Origin of the sequence: Roseomonas sp. CECT 9278, assembly GCF_918698155.1 — a bacterium.
In the GTDB taxonomy this organism is placed as follows: domain Bacteria; phylum Pseudomonadota; class Alphaproteobacteria; order Acetobacterales; family Acetobacteraceae; genus Neoroseomonas.
On the sequence record NZ_CAKKLX010000031.1, the window covers coordinates 12,001 to 28,620 of the forward strand.

Consider the following 16,620-nt stretch of genomic DNA (forward strand, 5'->3'; position numbering starts at 1 on the left):
TGAGCGGCGCTTGTGCGACCGATCACAACTATCCATCGGACTTGTCCGCGCCGGGCGGCTACATCGCAGGAACGGGCGGTCCGCGCGCGCCGCCCGTCATTCCGGGGTTCCAGCATGAACGTTGCCACCACCACCCGACCCGGCCTGGCCGACAGCCGGCTTGGCGAACGCCTGCGGCGCGAGACGCGCGGCGAGGTGCTGTTCGGCCCCGCCGACCGCGGGCGCTACGCGACGGATGCCAGCATCTACCAGGTCATGCCCCATGGCGTGCTGGTGCCGCGGTCGATCGAGGACGTGCAGGCGGCGATGACGCTGTGCCGCGAGGAAGGCATCCCGGTGCTGGCGCGCGGCGGCGGCACGTCGCAATGCGGGCAGACCGTGAACCGCGCCCTGGTGATGGATTGCACCAAGTACCTGCGCGAGGTGATCGCGGTGGATGCTGCCGCGCGCACCGCCCGCGTGCAGCCGGGCATCACGCTGGGCGCGCTGAACGATGCGCTGCGCCCGCATGGGCTGTTCTTCCCGGTCGATCCATCCACCTGGCAGCGCTGCACGATCGGCGGCATGGCGGGGAACAATTCCTGCGGGTCGAAGTCGATCCGCTACGGGCTGATGGCCGACAACGTCACGGCGATCGATGCGCTGCTGGCGGACGGGTCGCGCTTCACCTTCGGCGAGATGCCGGACAATCTGGGCGGCGACGTCCCTGCCCCGGCGGCGGAACTGATCCAGCGCCTGCGCGCGCTGGGCGCGCGCGAGGCCGGGGAGATCGCCGCGCGCTTCCCCAACCAGCTGCGGCGGGTGGGCGGCTACAACATCGAATCCCTGACGCCGGCGGCGCGCGCGGAAGGGCGCGGCAATCTGGCGCGCGTGCTGGTGGGGTCGGAGGGGACGCTGGCCTTCTCCGCCGCGCTGGATCTCAGGCTGTGGCCGATCAAGCCGCGCAAGATCCTGGGCATCTGCCAGTTCCCGACCTTCCGCGCGGCCATGGCGGCCTCGCAGCATCTGGTGACGCTCGACCCCGAGGCGGTCGAGCTGGTGGACCGCACGATGATCGACCTGGGGCGGTCGATCCCGATCTATCGCGCGACGATCGACCGCATGGTGAAGGGCGAACCGGACTCGCTGCTGATCGTCGAGTTCCACGGGCATGAGGATGCGCCGCTGCTGGCCGCGCTGGATCGGCTGGAGGAGATGATGGCCGACCTGGGCTATCCGGATGCCGTGGTGCGCGCGACCGATGCGGGCTTCCAGGCGGCGATCGCGGAGGTGCGCGAGGCCGGGCTGAACATCATGATGTCGATGAAGGGCGACGGGAAACCGGTGTCGTTCATCGAGGATTGCGCGGTCGCGCTGCCGGATCTGGCCGACTACACGGAACGCCTGAATGACGTCTTCGCCAGGCACGGCACCAAGGGCACCTGGTATGCCCATGCGAGCGTCGGCTGCCTGCATGTGCGCCCGGTGCTGAACATGAAGGACGGCGAGGACGTGCGGAAGATGCGCGTCATCGCCGAGGAATGCTTCGCCCTGGTGCGCGAATACAAGGGCAGCCATTCCGGCGAACACGGCGACGGCATCGTGCGGTCCGAATTCAACGAGCCGATGTTCGGCCCCCGGATCGCGCGTGCGTTCGAGGAAGTGAAGGACGCCTTCGACCCTGCCGCGCTGCTGAATCCGGGCCGCGTGGTGCGCGCGCCGAAGATGGATGACCGCAGCCTGTTCCGCTACGCGCCGGGCTATGCGGCGGATGAAGCGGTCACGCCGGTGCTCGACTGGTCGGAGTATCCGGGGCCGCTGGGCGGGCTGCTGAGCGCGGTCGAGATGTGCAACAACAACGGCACCTGCCGGAAGTTCGACGCCAATGTGATGTGCCCGTCCTATCGCGCGACGCGCGACGAACAGCACCTCACGCGCGGGCGGGCGAATACGCTGCGCCTGGCGCTGACCGGGCAGTTGCCGGGCGCGCTGGCCTCCGACGAGGTGGCGGAGGCGCTGAAGCTGTGTGTCTCCTGCAAGGGCTGCAAGCGCGAATGCCCCACCGGCGTCGACATGGCGCGCATGAAGATCGAGGTGCTGGCGGCGCGCGCGACGGTGCATGGCGTGCGGCTGCGCGAACGCATGGTCGCGACGCTGCCGCGCTGGGCGCGCTGGGCCTCCTTGTTCCCGCCGCTGGTCAATGCGCGCAACTGGGTGCCGGGCCTGGCGCGGCTGATGGAGGGGCCGACCGGGATCGCGGCGGAACGCTCGCTGCCCAGCCTGTCCTGGTCGTCCTTCCACGATCACGAACTGCGCGCGCCCGATGGGCGCGAGGGCGAGGTGATCCTGCTGCCCGACGCCTTCAACCGGTATTTCGAACCGGAGAACCTGCGCGCCGCGATCCGCGTGCTGCGCGCCGCCGGCTACGACCCCGCGGTGGCGCGGCCCGCGCGCGGCACGCGCCCGCTGGATGAAGGGCGCACGCTGCTGGCGGCCGGGCTGGTCGGGCAGGCGCGGGCCGAGGCGCTGCGGTGCATCGCGGCGCTGTCGGCCTTCGGCGCGCCGGTGGTGGGGATCGAGCCGTCCTCACTCACCACGCTGCGCGATGAATTCCTCGCGCTGGCGCCGGGGGATGCGGCCCGCGCGCTGGCCGCGCGCGCCTTCCTGCTGAGCGAGTTCCTCGACCGCGAGAAGGCCGTGCTGCCGCTGCGCGCGATGCACGGCGAGGCGCATATCCATGGCCATTGCCACCAGAAGGCCTTCGGCGCCTTCCCGCCGGCCGTGGCGCTGCTGCGGCGGATCCCGGGGCTGACCGTGACACCCATCGCGTCGTCCTGCTGCGGCATGGCCGGCGCCTTCGGCTACCAGGCGGAGACGCTCGGCGCATCGAAGGCGATGGCGGAACTGTCGCTGCTGCCGGCGGTGCGCGCCGCGGCACCCGCGGCCTTCATCGTCGCCGACGGCACCTCCTGCCGCCATCAGATCATGGACCTGGCGGGGCGCGAGGCGCTGCATTCCGTCCGCCTGCTGGAAAGGGCACTGGCATGACCACCCCCGCCGATATCCTGGGCTTCTGGTTCACCGACGGGCCCGACACGTTTCGCGAGGCCTGGTTCAAGCGCGACGATGCCTTCGATGCCGCCATCCGCGACCGCTTCGGCGTGGCGGTGGTGGCGGCGCGGGACGGCGCGCTGGATGACTGGGCGGCGCAGCCCGACAGCGCGCTGGCGCTGCTGATCCTGCTGGACCAGTTCCCGCGCAACCTGTTCCGCAGCAGCGCGGAGGCCTTCGCGAGCGACCCGCATGCCCGCGACATTGCGCGCGAGGTGGTGCTGGCGCATCGCTTCGACCTGGCGCTGAGCCACACCGAGCGCGTGTTCCTCTATTTGCCCTTCGAGCATTCGGAAGCGATGGCCGACCAGGACCTGTCGGTCGCGCTGTTCGAAGGGCTGCGCGACGATGCGCGGATGGCGAAGCCTGCCGGCACGATCGACTATGCCTGGCGGCATCGCGTGGTGGTCGGGCGGTTCGGGCGGTTTCCGCACCGCAACGCGGTGCTGGGGCGGGACAGCACGCCGGCGGAGCAGGCGTGGCTGGCGACGGGGGGCGGGTTCTAGGGGCCTGCCCGCGACGTTTGCCGCGCCTTGCGGCCGGACGGAGCGGATCAGCAGGCCACTGAAGGCAATGCCAGGTGCGCCGGGAACGATGGCGGCAGGACCGCGGAACCGGGACACGCGGGCGGATCCCGCGTGCAGGGGGGCATCCGCTCGGGTGACGCCGCGCGTGGGGCATCCGCTCAGGTGACGCCGCGCGTGGGGCGTCGGCGCGGGCCAGGGCGAGCGACAGCGCCCTTGGCGCAGTGCGGCCGGACGCGATCGCGGGGGGGGGTGGACGGTGGCGGCTCTGCTGCTGCTGCGGCGCGGCAAGCGGCCGGCGCAGCATAAGATTATTTTCCTTGATTGCGTGTTTCTGGCGAGATAATAGGAACTCCGTCAACACCCGCCCTGTGTCCGCCACACGGCTCCCTGCTCCGACCTGACCCGGAAACCGGCCGCCATCCAGCGTCCCACTGCGCGACCGGGCGGATTTGGTCAGCATCACTCACTCTCTTGTTGCGATGCACAATGCCCTGCGGCATCGTTGCGCCACGACCCTCGGCATCGAGGGCGCCGGGACGGAGAGCAGCGGACACACGGCCTCAACGGAGGCTCCCTGATGTCGCGCATCCTGCTGTCCCGTCGTTCGGTCCTCGCCGCCGGGCTCGCCGCCCCTGCCCTGATCGCCGCCCGCAGCGCCCATGCCACCGAGGAGGTGGATGTCGAGCTGGTGCTGGCGGTGGACGTCTCGCGCTCCGTCGATGCCGAGGAGATGGAGATGCAGATGGCCGGCTACGCCGCCGCCTTCCGCGACCCCCGCCTGGCCGAGGGGATCGCCGGCGGGCCGCTGGGCGCCATCGCCGTCACGCTGTTCGTCTGGTCGGACTGGAACATCCAGCATGTGCTGGTGCCGTGGATGCGGCTGGATGGCGCGGCGAGCTGCGCGCGCTTCGCCGCGGCGGTCGATGGCGCCTCGCGCGAGACCTACCTGTACACCTCGATCTCGGGCGCGATCAGCTTCGCGGCGCAGCAATTCGGCACGCGCTTCAGCGGCACGCGGCAGGTGGTCGATGTCTCGGGCGACGGGGTGAACAATTCCGGCCCGCCGCTGGCCGGCGCGCGGGACGCCGCGCTGGCCCAGGGCATCGTGCTGAACGGGCTGGCGGTGCTGGACAGGACGCCGCAGCCCTCGGCCCTGCTGGCGGGGATCCCGCCGGTCGATGACTACTACCGCGACCAGGTGATCGGCGGCCCCGGCGCCTTCCTGATGGTGGCCGAGGGCTACGGCGCCTTCCAGGGTGCCGTGCGCCGCAAGATCATCCGCGAGATCGCGACCGCCCCTGGGCCGCTGCTGGAGCGCGCCTTCGCCTGACGCCTGGCGCTCCAGGGGGCCGCCGCCCCCTGGCAGGCCGGCGCGTCGCCCTTGCGTCCTGCGCCGATCGCGCCATACCGGCCCCATGACCCCTTCCGACGCCCTGGCGATCGCCTTCGATTGCCTTGCCGCGGGTGCCGCCGACCGGCGCAGCGCCTTCCACACCCCGACCCTGGCGACGCGCGCGCTGGATGGCGCGCCGAGCCTGCGCACGGTGGTGCTGCGCCGCTTCGACCGCGCGGCGCGGGTGGTCAGCCTGCATACCGACCGGCGCAGCCCCAAGGCCGCCGAGATCGCCGCCGAACCCCGCGTGGCGCTGCATGGCTACGATGCCGGCCGCCAGGTGCAGCTGCGCCTGGCCGGCGCGGCGCGGCTGCATGTCGATGGCGCGCTGGTCGAGGCGGCCTGGGCCGCGAGCCGAGCCACCAGCCGCGCGACCTATGCCACCGCGCAGGGGCCGGGCGCGCCGGTCCCGGCGCCGCCGCCCGCGCCACGGGATACCGAGGCCGGGCGGGCGCACTTCGCCGTGGTCACGCTGCGGATCGATGCGCTGGACTGGCTGCAGCTGGCCGCGGAGGGCCATCGGCGGGCGCGCTTCGCCTGGGATCCGGCCGGGGTGCTCTCGGCCGGCTGGGTGGCGCCATGAGCGAGCCCGCGATCCGCGACGCCATCCTGGCGCAGACCGCCGCGCGGGGCTGCGACAAGTCGATCTGCCCGTCGGAGGTGGCGCGCGCGCTGGAGCCCGAGCGCTGGCAGCCGCTGATGCCGCGCATCCGGCACGAGGCCGCGGTGCTGGCGCGCGAGGGGCGGATCGATATCCTGCGCAAGGGAAAGCCGGTGGATCCGCACGCCGAGATCCGCGGCGTCATCAGGCTGAGGGCACGCCCATGATCTCGCTGTTGTTCTCGCGCGGCGCCCATGGCGTGCCGGCGCCCGCGCCGGTGGATTTCGCCACGCTGGTGCTGCCGCCCTCCCCCAATACCTGCCTGCTGACGCCGACCAGCGCGCCGGGGGCGGGGCACCTGCAGCGCGATCCGTTCCCGGTGACGCCGGAGGCCGCCTTCGAGGCGATCCGCGCGGTCGCGGCCGCGCAGCCGCGGGTCTTCGCGCTGGCGGCGTATCCGGAACGCCGCCAGGCGCAATGGGTGGCGCGCACACGGGTGATGAACTACCCGGACATCGTGGTGGCGGACGTGGCGCCGACCGGCGGCGGGACGGGATTGTGGCTGTATTCGCGCAGCCTGGTGGGGTGGTCGGACCTGGGCGCCAACCGTGCGCGGGTGATGGCCTGGCTGGCTGATGTCGAGAACCGGTTGCGGAGATAAGGCGATGCGCGCGATCGGCCCCTTCCTGCGCGACGCCTGGGCGCTCGCGCGGCCCTATTGGTCCAGCGAGGATCGCTGGCGCGCGCGCGGGCTGCTGGCCGCGGTGGTCGTGCTGAACCTGTCGCTGGTCGGCATGACGGTGGTGCTGACCTTCTGGCAGCGGGCCTTCTACAACGCGCTGGAAGCCAAGGATTCCGCGGCCTTCATGGCGCTTCTGTTCAGCTGGCACACGACCGCTGACGAGGGCTTCCTGCCGTCCTTCGCCGTGGTCGCCTTCGCCTATATCCTGATCGCGGTCTATGCGCTGTATCTGCGCCAGGCGCTCGAGATCCGCTGGCGGCGCTGGCTGACCGAGGTGTACCTGACGCGCTGGCTGGATCAGCGTGCCTATTACCGCATGGCGCTGACCGACCCGGTGACCGACAACCCCGACCAGCGCATCGCCGAGGATGCGCGGCTGTTCGTGGAGGATTCGCTCGCACTCGGGCTCGGGCTGATGCGGTCGGTGGTGACGCTGTTCTCCTTCGTGCTGGTGCTGTGGTCGCTGTCGGGGCCGGTGACGCTGCTGGGCGTGACGATCCCGGGCTACATGGTGTGGGTGGCGCTGGTCTATGCGCTGCTCGGCACCTGGCTCGCGCATCTGATCGGGCGGCGGCTGATCGCGCTGAATTTCAACCAGCAGAAGGTCGAGGCGGATTTCCGCTACGCCCTGGTGCGCTTCCGCGAGAATGTGGAAGGCATCGCGCTGCATGGCGGCGAGGCCGATGAGAAGCGCGGCCTGACGCAACGCTTCCGCGCGCTGATGGAGAATTGGTGGGGCATCATGTCGGCCACCAAGCGGCTGACGCTGTTCACCGTGGGCTACCAGCAGGTGGCGAGCATCTTTCCGATCGTGGTGGCCGCACCCGCGTATTTCGCCGGGCGGATTCCGCTGGGCGGGCTGATCCAGACCAGCAGCGCCTTCACGCAGGTGCAGGATTCGCTGTCGTGGTTCGTGGAGAATTACGCGCGGCTGACGGCATGGCGCGCGACGGTGGAACGCCTGACCGGCTTCACCCGCGCGGTGGCCGCCGCGCGCGCCGCGGGCGGCGGGCCGGTGGCGGCGACGGGCGATGCGCCGGGCCTGGCGCTGCAGGACGTGACGCTGTCTCTGCCCGATGGGCGGGTGCTGCTGGCGGGCGGCGAGGCCGCGGTGGCGCCGGGCGAATCCGTGGTGGTGACCGGCGCCTCGGGCTCGGGGAAATCCACGCTGTTCCGCGCCATCGCCGGCATCTGGCCCTTCGGGTCGGGGCGGATCGCGCTGCCGGCGACGGGGCGCGCGCTGTTCCTGCCGCAGCGGCCCTATATCCCGCTCGGGTCGCTGAAGCGCGCGGTCTGCTACCCGGAGGACGAGGCCGGGTTCAGCGATGACGCCGTGGCGGCGGCGCTGGAGGCGGCGGAGCTGGGGCACCTCGCGCCCCGCCTGCACGAGAGCGAACCCTGGGACCGGCGGCTGTCGGGCGGCGAGCAGCAGCGGCTGGCGCTGGCGCGGGCATTGCTGCTGAAACCGGACTGGCTGTTCCTCGATGAGGCGACGGCGAGCCTCGATCCGGGTGGCGAGGAGCGGCTCTATGCGAAGCTGAAGGCGGCGCTGCCGGGCAGTGCGATCATCTCCATCGCGCATCGCCCGGCGGTGGCGGGCTTCCACGACCGCGGGCTGCGGCTGGAGGGTGGCAGGCTGATCCAAGCCTGACGGCGCGGTTCAGCCGAACAGCAGCGGCGCGGCGGCTTCCGCCATGCCGGCATTGGAATGCCCGACGCCGGGCACGGTGACGACGCGCCAGGCGAAGGGCGCGCCGGCCTCGGCCGCGGCGCGCCGGGCGGTGTCGAAGAAGTGCCAGCCGCGGGCGAAGCGATGGCTGCCCTGCGCCACCGCCCAGGGCTGGCGCGGCAGGCTGGCGTGGTTGGGGTCGGTGTCGGCCTCGCCCAGTTGCAGGATGACCGGGCGCGCGAAGACGGCGCGCAGCACGCCAGCGTCGGCCGCGGTGCCGCCCAGGCCTTCCACGAAGGGGCGGTCGAAGCGCGGCAGGGTGTAGGAACCGCTATTGGCGATCACCACCGCCTCGGCCCGCGGCGCGCCGGTGAGCAGCAGGAAGCGGTGGACGAATTGCGCGCCGGCCGAATGGCCATACAGCACATAGCCGGGGCGCGTGCTGCCCGCGGCCTGCTGGGCGGCGGCGACCACGCGGTCGAGCGCGTGGAACGACCAGGCCTCGGGCGCTGTGGCGCGGCCGGTGTCGTCCTGCAGGTTGCCGAAATTGTACCAGCGCGTGCCGGGGAATTTCTCGCGGCCGAATTCCGGGACCAGCAGCAGGAAGCCGTGGCGGTCCGCGAGCGGACGCCATTCGTCGCGGTAGCGGTCGGCGTCGCGCTGCAGGCCGTGCAGGATGACGCCGACCTTGCCGCCGGGCGTCCAGGCGGCCGGGCGGTGGAACCAGACGGGCATCGGCGCGGCGGTGGCGCCGGCGGGTTCGGCGATCTCGATGCGGCCGCTGCCGGGGGCGATGGGCTGCGCCCGTGCCGCCGCCGGCAGGGCGAGCGGCGCGGCAAGCAGGGCGCGGCGATGCAGGCGGATCATCGCCACGCCACCCGGCGGACCGCGCGATGCGCGGTGCACGGCGCCATCGCGGTCAATCCACCGTCGCGCCGGAGCGGCGCACCACCTCGGCCCAGCGCGCCACGTCGGCGCGCTGCGTCTCGCGGAACTGGTCCGGCGTGTTCGGCGCCGCCGGCGGGCTGACGCCCTGGTTCTGCACCAGCCATTCGCGGAATTCGGGCGTGGCGATGATGCGGTTCACCTCGGCGTTCATGCGCGCCACGATCGGCGCCGGCAGGTTGGCCGGGCCCAGGATGCCGTACCAGGTCGAGGTGTCCATCGGCGGCAGGCCGCAGGCCTCGCCCACCGTCGGCACGTCGGGCAGCGCGGCCAGGCGTTCGCGCGTGAGCACGAACAGCGCGCGCACCTGGCCCTGGCGGATCGGGCCCATCGCCGCGCCGGTCTGGTTGAAGAACAGGTCGATGTCGCCCGACAGCAGCGCGCCCATCGCGCCGGGCTGGCCGCGGAAGGGCACGTGCAGCAGGTCGAGCCCGGCCGCCGTGGCGAATTGCGCGCCGGCCAGGTGGGTGGAGGCGCCATTGCCGGTCGAGCCATAGGAGAGCGCCTGCGGCCGCGCGCGTGCCGCCGCCAGCACCGCATGGCAGGAATTCAGGTTCGGCCGCTTCTCGGGGTTCACGATCAGCACGTTGGGCACGTCGCCCAGCAGCACCACCGGGGTGAAGTCCCGCACCACGTCGAAGGGCAGGCTGCGATAGAGCGCGGCGTTGATCGCGTGGGTGCCCGCCGTGCCCATGTAGAAGGTGTAGCCGTCCGGCCGCGCCTTCGCGACCAGGTCGGAGCCGATGTTCCCGCCGGCGCCGGTGCGGTTGTCCACCACGACGGTCTGCCCCAGCGCGCGCGACAGCGGTTCGGCCAGGCGGCGGGCGTAGATGTCGGTGCCCGCGCCATTGGGGAAGCCGCCCATGATGGTGATGGGCCGGTTCGGCCAGGCAGCGTCCTGGGCCAGCGCCGGCAGCGCGGTGGCGGCGGCGATGGCCGCGGCGATGAAGGTGCGTCGCATCATGGTCCCGGTCTCCGTCTGGTTGCGCGGGCGCCACGGCCGGGGGGCGGCCGCCGCTTCCGCCGCGCGCGATCCCGCCCTAGCCTTCCCGGCCATGAACGCCCCCTCGATTGCCCCCAGCCTCGCGCGGATCGCGCGCGGCGGGAAGTCCATCTATGGCGCGCCGGTCGGCATCCTGATGCTGGAGACGCGCTTCGCGCGCATTCCGGGCGACATGGGCAATGCCGCGACCTGGCCCTTCCCGGTGCTGTTCAAGGTGGTGCGTGGCGCCACCTCCGACCGCGTGGTGCTGCAGGGCGCGCGCGGCCTGCTGCCGGATTTCGTGGCGGCGGCGCAGGAGCTGGTGGAGCTCGGGGCGGAGGCGATCAGCACCACCTGCGGCTTCCTGTCCCTGTTCCAGCGGGAGCTGGCGGCGGCGGTGGGGGTGCCGGTCGCGACATCCTCCCTGCTGCAGCTGCCCTGGGTGCAGGCGACCCTGCCACCGGGCAAGCGGGTGGGCGTGGTGACGGTGAGCAAGGCCTCGCTGACGCCGGCGCATCTGGAGGCGGTCGGCGCCGCGCCGGACACGCCGGTCATGGGCACGGAGGGCGGGCGGGAGTTCTTCCGCGTGCTGGTCCGCGCGGAGAAGGCCGAGCTGGATGTGGCGCTGGCCGAGCAGGACGTGCTGGAGGCCGGGCGCGCGCTGGTGGCGGCGCATCCGCAGGTCGGCGCGATCGTGCTGGAATGCACCAACATGCCGCCCTACGCCGCCGCGCTGGCGGAGGCGGTGCGGCTGCCGGTGTATGACGTGTATTCGATGCTCGCGTGGTTCCACGCGGGGCTGCGGCCGAGGAGGTTTGGCTGAGCCCTCGGACGGCGGGCGCGGCCCGTCCGGGCCGCTTGCCTTCGTGCCCCGCACTGGTGCGCTGAACGCCGCCGATGGCCTGGGCGCGGTCGCGCCTCGCGCTCCCGGATCGCTTGCGCGATCCGCTGGTGGTGATGGCGGGCGCCGCGATCAGCCCTGGAACAGGCTGAGCAGCGACTGCGGCGCCTGGTTGGCGATGGAGAGCGACTGCGTGCCGAGCTGCTGGCGGATCTGCAAGGCCTGCAGCCGCGCCGATTCCTTCGCGAGGTCGGCGTCGATCAGCGCGCCCAGGCCGCCATCCAGCGCATCGAGCTTGTCGCGGTTGTAGGCGATCTGCGCATCGACGTAGCGCGCATCCGACCCGTACTGGTTCAGCGCATTCGCGATGACCGTGTTGATGGTGCCCCAGTCGCCGCCGGCGGCCAGCGCCGCCTGCGCGCCCGCCGCATCGGTCGGCGCCGCCGCGACGATCATGGTGCCCGCGCCATCCACCGAGGTAAGGGTATAGGTGGTGCCGGCCTCGTTGCGGGTGGTGGTGATGTCGCCGCCCTCCGGCGGGGTGGTCGAGAGCAGGGTGCGGCCGTTATAGGTCGAATCCTGGACGAAGTTGGTGATCTGCGTGCGCAGCGCCTCGTACTGCGCTTCGTACTGCGCGCGCTGGTCGGTATTGAGCGTGTCGTCGGCCAGGCGGACCAGGGTTTCGCGCACCTTGATCATGGTGTCGGAGACCTTGCGCAGGCCGGCCAGCGCGGTGTCGAGCACGCCCTTCACGCCACCCAGCTGTTCATTCGCGGCGGTGAGGCCCGCGACATCCGCCCGCACCGACTGCGCGACGGCGAAGGCCGCGCCGTCATCCTTCGCATCCGAGACGCGATAGCCGGTGGAGACGCGCTTCTGGGTGGTGTTCAGCGCCTCATTGGTGCGGTTCAGCGACTGCAGCGCCACCATGGCGCCGAGATTCGTGTTCACCGAATTGAGGCTCATCGGGATCTTCCCTTCACGATGGACGGGATATTCCCGCCGCGCTGCCACTGTGGCGGTGACGGGTAAACGAAGTGCTAAGCGCGGCGGATTCTTTTTTGCGTCCCTCAGACGGCGGGCGCCGGCCGTCCGGCCGGCTTGCCTTCGCGCCATGCCCTGGCGCGCCCGGCGCGGCAGTCGGGTTGGGCGCGGTCGCGCCGTGCGCTCCCGGATCGTGCAGGCGCACGATCCGCTTTCTCCTTGCCTCAATCGCAGGCGCACGCATCCGCGTGCTTGGCTTGCACGCCACGCACTGGCGCACCCGGCGCGGCAGTCGGGTTGGGCGCGGTCGCGCCGTGCGCTCCCGGATCGTGCAGGCGCACGATCCGATTTCTCCTTGCTTCAATCGCAGGCGCACACGTCCGCTTTCTCTTTGCCTCAGTCGCACGCGCACGCATCCGCGTGCTTGGCTTGCACGCCACGCACTGGCGCGCCCGGCGCGGCAGTCGGGTTGGGCGCGGTCGCGCCGTGCGCTCGCGGCCCGAGGCGAAGCCTGGGGCCGGGAGCACGGGGAGGGCAATGGTGCGGGCTTCCTGAAGGGGCGTTGGGGTGCAGCCCCGCGCGCAAAGAAAAACCCCGCGACCTCTCGGCCGCGGGGCTGTCCGGACGATCCCTGCGGATCAGTCCTTCATGTTCACGGCCTGGCGGCCGCGCTGGCCGTCACGGACCTCGAGCGAGACCTTCTCGCCCTGCTGCACATCCTGTTTGCCGGCGCGCTGCAGGACCGACGAATGCAGGAACACGTCCTGGCCGCCATCCTCGGGCGTGACGAAGCCGAAGCCGCGGACCTGGTCGAACCACTTGACCGTGCCGGCCACGTCGTAGGTCGGGCCGCCTTCGTCCCGGCCACCACCGAAATCGCGCCGCGGCGGACGGTCGCCGAAGGCGCGCGGCGGGCGATCGCCGAAGCCGCCGCCACCGCCACCGAAGCCGCCGCCGCCGCCGCCGAAATCGCGCCGCGGGGGACGGTCGCCGAAGCCACCGCCGCCACCCGGGCTGCTGAAGTCGCGCCGCGGGGGACGGTCGCCGAAGCCGCCGCCACCACCGAAGTCGCGCCGCGGCGGACGATCGCCGAAGCCGCCACCGCCACCCGGGCCGCCGAAGTCACGGCGCGGCGGACGGTCGCCGAAATCGCGCCGGGGCGGGCGGGCGCCGGCACCGGCGCCACCACCCTCGCCACGCTTGAGCTCGACGATGCGGGTCACGAGGCGACGGCCCTGGCGGTCCGTGCCGATCTCGCACACCAGCTTGTCACCGGTGTCCGGCGGCTCGATCCCGGCCTCGGTCAATGCCGAGGCGTGGAAGAAGACGTCGGTGCCGTCCGGGCCCAGCACGAAGCCGAAACCCTTGCGACCATTGTACCATTTCACCTCGGCCTCGATCGGCCCGGCGCCACCCTGATTTTCGAATTCCGACACGTTCCTGCAGGTCCACAAACAAGATGCGTCCCTGCGGGATGCAAGGGCGCTACGTGTCAGGATGGCACCGCGCAACAGGGAAAGCGAGTGAAAAACCGGGGCTCGCGCCTCAGGCGAATCGGCGCGGATCGAAGGGTGTGATCGATATCCCGGGCGCCCGCCCGGCCAGCAGGGCGGCCACGATCCGCCCGGTCCGCGCACCTGCCACCAGGCCGGTATGGCCGTGGCCGAAGGCGTGCACCACGTCCGGCGTGGCGCTGGCCAGGCCCAGGCAGGGCTTGCCGTCCGGCATCGATGGCCGATGCCCCATCCACACCTTCACCCGGCTGGCGGGCAGGTCGCGCGGCAGGCCCGGGAAGCAGGAGATCAGGTGGTCGCGCAGGATCTCGGCGCGCTTCCAGTTGGGCGCGGCGTCCAGCCCCGCGATCTCGACCTGGCCGGCGCAGCGCAGCCCGTTCGCGGTCCGCATGATCGACATCTTGCCGTCCGAGGGCATCAGCCCGTGGCGCGGCGACACCTCCGGGTCGGCCAGTTCGGCGTGGTAGCCGCGCTCGGTCTCGAGCGGCACGCGGTCGCCCAGCATGGCGGCGAGCGGCTTGGCATGCGCCCCGGCGGCGATCACGGCGGCGTCGGCCTCGACCCAGCCCTGGTCGGTCTGCACGGCCAGCAGGCGGCCTTCCTCCAACTTGAAGCCGGTGGCGCGGGCGCGGCGCAACGTGGCCCCCTGCCCCACCGCATGCGCCACCAGCGCGGCCACATAGGCGCCCGGGTCGGTGCAATGGCCGCCTTCCTCGACCATCACGGCGAAGGTGTAGCGGCGGTCGAGGTCGGGTTCGCGCTGGCGGAGTTCGTCGGCGTCGAGTTCCATCCAGCGCACGCCGACCTCGTGGCGGATCTTCCAGGCGCCCGCCTCGGCGGCGAAGTCGGCGCGCGAGGGGTAGATGTAGATCAGCCCGCGGCGTTCGATCAGGTGGCCGACGCCGGCTTCATCCGCCAGGGCCTTGTGCAGCGCGGGGGCATCGACGACCAGCGGGCGCAGCGCACGCGCGGCCTCCGCCACGCGGTCCCAGGTCCAGCCGGCGCGCAGGTAGCGCAGCAGCCAGGGTGCGACGCGCGGCAGGTAGGACCAGCGGATCGCCAGCGGGCCCAGCGGATCGGCCAGGAACTTCGGCAGTTTCTTCCACAGGCCCGGGACGGCGGGCGGGATGACCGACATCGGGGAGAGCCAGCAGCCATTGCCGTAGGAGGCCGCCTGTTCGCCGCCCGGGTCGGCTGGGTCGATGAGGGTGACGCGGTGGCCTTCGCGCAGGGCCTCGATGGCGCAACAGGCCCCGACGATGCCGGCGCCGATGATGGCGACGTGACGGGTCATGACGCGCGTGTCTTGCCGATCACCCTGGAGGGGCCGGACTGCACCTGCACGCCGCCCAGATGCTGGTCGAGGAAGAACAGCCGGTCCTGGCCCCAGAGGAACAGGTCGCCGCAGAAGAAGGTGGGGGCGCCGAAGACGCCGCGGGCGACGGCCTCCTGGTTGTTGCGGTCCCATTCGGCCATGACGGAGGGGCTTTCCTCCTCGCGGTGCAGGGCCTCGCCGGGCAGGCCTTCCTCCTCGGCGATGGCGATGCGCACGCGCGGGTCGGCGATGTCGCGTTCATCGACCCACAGCGCATGCAGGATGGCGTGGCTGAGCGCCTGCGCGTCCATCCCGCGCGCCTGCGCGGCCAGGACCATGCGGCCGGCCTGGCGCTGGTCGGTCGGCGGATAGTGCCTGGGCTTCAGCTTGATCGGCATCTTCAGGTGGCGCGACCAGCGGTCGAGCTCCAGCGCGTGGTAGTCCTGCCGCGGCTCGGGGCGGGTGCGCAGCGGGATGCCGCCGGTATGCTTGATGACCAGGCGGAAGTCGTAGGGCTTGAGGACAAGCGTCGCGCCATGGCGCCTGACGATGTCAGTGAGTTGCGGCCCGGCGAAATACATCCAGGGGCTGGAGAGCGTGTAGAAGCATTCGACGGTCTGGCCCATGGCGGTCATGCCTTCTGCGTGCGGCCGGGATCATGCCCCGCGAGCAGCGAGACATGCGCGGAGACGACACGCCAGCCGTGGCCCGGCAGGCGCACCATGATCTTGGTCTCGCGGCCCACCAGCCCGGTGCCGACGCGTTCGTATTCCAGGTGGGTGCAGGCGAAGTCGCGGCCGAAGGTGGTGATGTGGATGCGCTTCTGCACGCGCGCGGCATAGGTCTTCACCGTGGCGCGGAAGGCGCGGATGGCGTCGATGCCGTACAGGATTTCCGTCACGCCGAAGCGCACGGTGCGCGGGTCCGGCCAGAAGGAGGCATCGAGCACGTCGGTGTCGTTGCCGGCGATCGCGGCCTCGTAGCGGTCGAAGACCGCGCGGGCCTCAGCGATCACTTCGGGGTTGTCGATCTCCACGGCGTGCGACTCCCGCTGTTGTGCGGAGCATGCCGCGCGCGGGCGCGGAACGCAAAAGGGCCGGGCGTGGCGCGCCCGGCCCTTCGCGTGGATATGCGACAGGTCAGCCGGCGGCGGCGACCGCGCGCCTGGCCATCACGCCGACCAGGTGCGCGCGGTATTCGGCGCTGCCGTGGATGTCGGCGTTCAGGTTGTCGGGCGACTGCCTGATGTTCGCCACCGCATCGGGCGACCAGTTGGCGGCGAGTGCCGCTTCCATCGCCGCCTGGCGGAACACGCAGGGGCCCGCGCCGTTCACCGCGACACGCACCGCGCCGCCCGCCTTCGAGACGAAGACGCCCGCCATGACATACCGGCTGGCCGGGTTCTTCATCTTGGCGTAGCCGGCCTTGTCGACGATCGGGAATTCGATCGCCGTCAGGATCTCGCCGGGTTCCAGCGCGGTGGTGAACATGCCCTGGAAGAAGTCGTCGGCGGCGATCTTGCGCGACGAGGTGTGCACCGTGGCGCCAAGGCCGAGCACCGCGGCGGGGTAGTCCGCGGCGGGGTCGTTGTTCGAGACCGACCCGCCGATGGTGCCGCGGTTGCGCACCTGCACGTCGCCGATATGGGATGCCATGTAGGCCAGCGCGGGGATCGCGGCGGCCACCTCGGCGCTGGTGGCGACCTCGACATGGCGGGTCAGCGCGCCGATGACGATGGCATTGCCGACGCGCTTGATGCCGCGCAGTTCCGCGATGCCGGACAGGTCCACCAGGGCGGAAGGCTTGTTGAGGCGGTGCTTCAGCGCCGGCAGCAGGGTGTGGCCGCCGGAGATCGCCTTGGCGTCGGGATCGGCCAGCAGCTTCACCGCATCGGCGACGGAGCCCGGCTTGTGGTAGGCGAAATCGTACATCTCGTTCGCTCCTTGCGTCGCTGACCGGCCGATTCACGCCTCCGGGCCCTGACGGTGTCCCTGCGAAGCGTGCTTCGCGGGGCGTC

Annotated in this window: 16 protein-coding genes; 8 read left to right on the forward strand and 8 right to left on the reverse strand. The window is 71.9% G+C overall.

Annotation, left to right across the window (positions count from 1 at the left end; genetic code table 11):
- Positions 1-114: 114 nt before the first annotated feature.
- The 7 genes from LQ222_RS18110 to LQ222_RS18140 all read left to right on the forward strand — a co-directional run bounded on the left by LQ222_RS18110 (position 115) and on the right by LQ222_RS18140 (position 8,004).
- Positions 115-3,027 (forward strand): FAD-binding and (Fe-S)-binding domain-containing protein, encoded by a 2,913-nt coding sequence (locus LQ222_RS18110; protein WP_230168243.1) that lies wholly within the window; start codon positions 115-117, stop codon positions 3,025-3,027.
- On the forward strand, positions 3,024-3,596 hold the full coding sequence (locus LQ222_RS18115) for a DUF924 family protein (protein WP_230168244.1): 573 nt from the start codon (positions 3,024-3,026) through the stop codon (positions 3,594-3,596). The genes LQ222_RS18110 and LQ222_RS18115 overlap by 4 nt, the downstream gene beginning before the upstream one ends.
- 598 nt (positions 3,597-4,194) lie before the next feature.
- On the forward strand, positions 4,195-4,947 hold the full coding sequence (locus LQ222_RS18120) for a DUF1194 domain-containing protein (RefSeq protein WP_230168245.1): 753 nt from the start codon (positions 4,195-4,197) through the stop codon (positions 4,945-4,947).
- A gap of 85 nt (positions 4,948-5,032) precedes the next feature.
- Positions 5,033-5,593 carry a pyridoxamine 5'-phosphate oxidase family protein gene (locus tag LQ222_RS18125; RefSeq protein ID WP_230168246.1) on the forward strand — a complete coding sequence of 187 codons (561 nt, stop codon included), beginning with the start codon at positions 5,033-5,035 and terminating at the stop codon, positions 5,591-5,593.
- Complete coding sequence (locus LQ222_RS18130; protein WP_230168247.1) at positions 5,590-5,838, forward strand: DUF3253 domain-containing protein; 249 nt, start codon at positions 5,590-5,592, stop codon at positions 5,836-5,838. Before LQ222_RS18125 ends, LQ222_RS18130 begins: the two co-directional genes overlap by 4 nt.
- The gene (locus LQ222_RS18135) at positions 5,835-6,272 is read left to right on the forward strand and encodes a DUF1499 domain-containing protein (protein ID WP_230168248.1); all 438 of its coding nucleotides are present in this window, start codon (positions 5,835-5,837) and stop codon (positions 6,270-6,272) included. Before LQ222_RS18130 ends, LQ222_RS18135 begins: the two co-directional genes overlap by 4 nt.
- A gap of 4 nt (positions 6,273-6,276) precedes the next feature.
- A complete protein-coding gene (locus LQ222_RS18140) occupies positions 6,277-8,004 on the forward strand; it encodes an ABC transporter ATP-binding protein/permease (RefSeq protein WP_230168249.1) in 1,728 nt (575 codons plus the stop codon).
- A gap of 9 nt (positions 8,005-8,013) precedes the next feature.
- Here the strand turns inward: LQ222_RS18140 and LQ222_RS18145 are convergent, their stop codons facing one another.
- Complete coding sequence (locus LQ222_RS18145) at positions 8,014-8,889, reverse strand: PHB depolymerase family esterase (RefSeq protein WP_230168250.1); 876 nt, start codon at positions 8,887-8,889, stop codon at positions 8,014-8,016.
- Between the two features lie 52 nt (positions 8,890-8,941).
- Positions 8,942-9,931 (reverse strand): tripartite tricarboxylate transporter substrate binding protein, encoded by a 990-nt coding sequence (locus LQ222_RS18150; protein WP_230168251.1) that lies wholly within the window; start codon positions 9,929-9,931, stop codon positions 8,942-8,944.
- 91 nt (positions 9,932-10,022) lie between these two features.
- Between LQ222_RS18150 and LQ222_RS18155 the strand changes: the two genes are divergently transcribed.
- Complete coding sequence (locus LQ222_RS18155; RefSeq protein WP_230168252.1) at positions 10,023-10,772, forward strand: aspartate/glutamate racemase family protein; 750 nt, start codon at positions 10,023-10,025, stop codon at positions 10,770-10,772.
- A gap of 150 nt (positions 10,773-10,922) precedes the next feature.
- Here LQ222_RS18155 and LQ222_RS18160 read toward each other — a convergent pair whose 3' ends face one another.
- The 6 genes from LQ222_RS18160 to LQ222_RS18185 form a co-directional block, all read right to left on the reverse strand.
- Positions 10,923-11,756, reverse strand: a complete 834-nt coding sequence (locus LQ222_RS18160) for a flagellin (RefSeq protein ID WP_230168253.1) — start codon at positions 11,754-11,756, stop codon at positions 10,923-10,925.
- 656 nt (positions 11,757-12,412) lie between these two features.
- Positions 12,413-13,210, reverse strand: a complete 798-nt coding sequence (locus tag LQ222_RS18165; protein ID WP_230168254.1) for a cold-shock protein — start codon at positions 13,208-13,210, stop codon at positions 12,413-12,415.
- 109 nt (positions 13,211-13,319) lie between these two features.
- Entirely contained in the window at positions 13,320-14,582 is a 1,263-nt protein-coding gene (locus LQ222_RS18170) for an FAD-binding oxidoreductase (RefSeq protein ID WP_230168255.1), read from the reverse strand.
- On the reverse strand, positions 14,579-15,238 hold the full coding sequence (locus tag LQ222_RS18175) for a 2-hydroxychromene-2-carboxylate isomerase (protein WP_230168256.1): 660 nt from the start codon (positions 15,236-15,238) through the stop codon (positions 14,579-14,581). The genes LQ222_RS18170 and LQ222_RS18175 overlap by 4 nt, the downstream gene beginning before the upstream one ends.
- Complete coding sequence (locus LQ222_RS18180; protein WP_230168257.1) at positions 15,235-15,639, reverse strand: AtzH-like domain-containing protein; 405 nt, start codon at positions 15,637-15,639, stop codon at positions 15,235-15,237. Before LQ222_RS18180 ends, LQ222_RS18175 begins: the two co-directional genes overlap by 4 nt.
- Positions 15,640-15,742: 103 nt before the next feature.
- Positions 15,743-16,534: a xanthine dehydrogenase family protein subunit M gene (locus tag LQ222_RS18185; RefSeq protein ID WP_230168258.1), complete on the reverse strand. Its 792-nt coding sequence runs from the start codon at positions 16,532-16,534 to the stop codon at positions 15,743-15,745.
- Between the last annotated feature and the right edge of the window lie 86 nt (positions 16,535-16,620).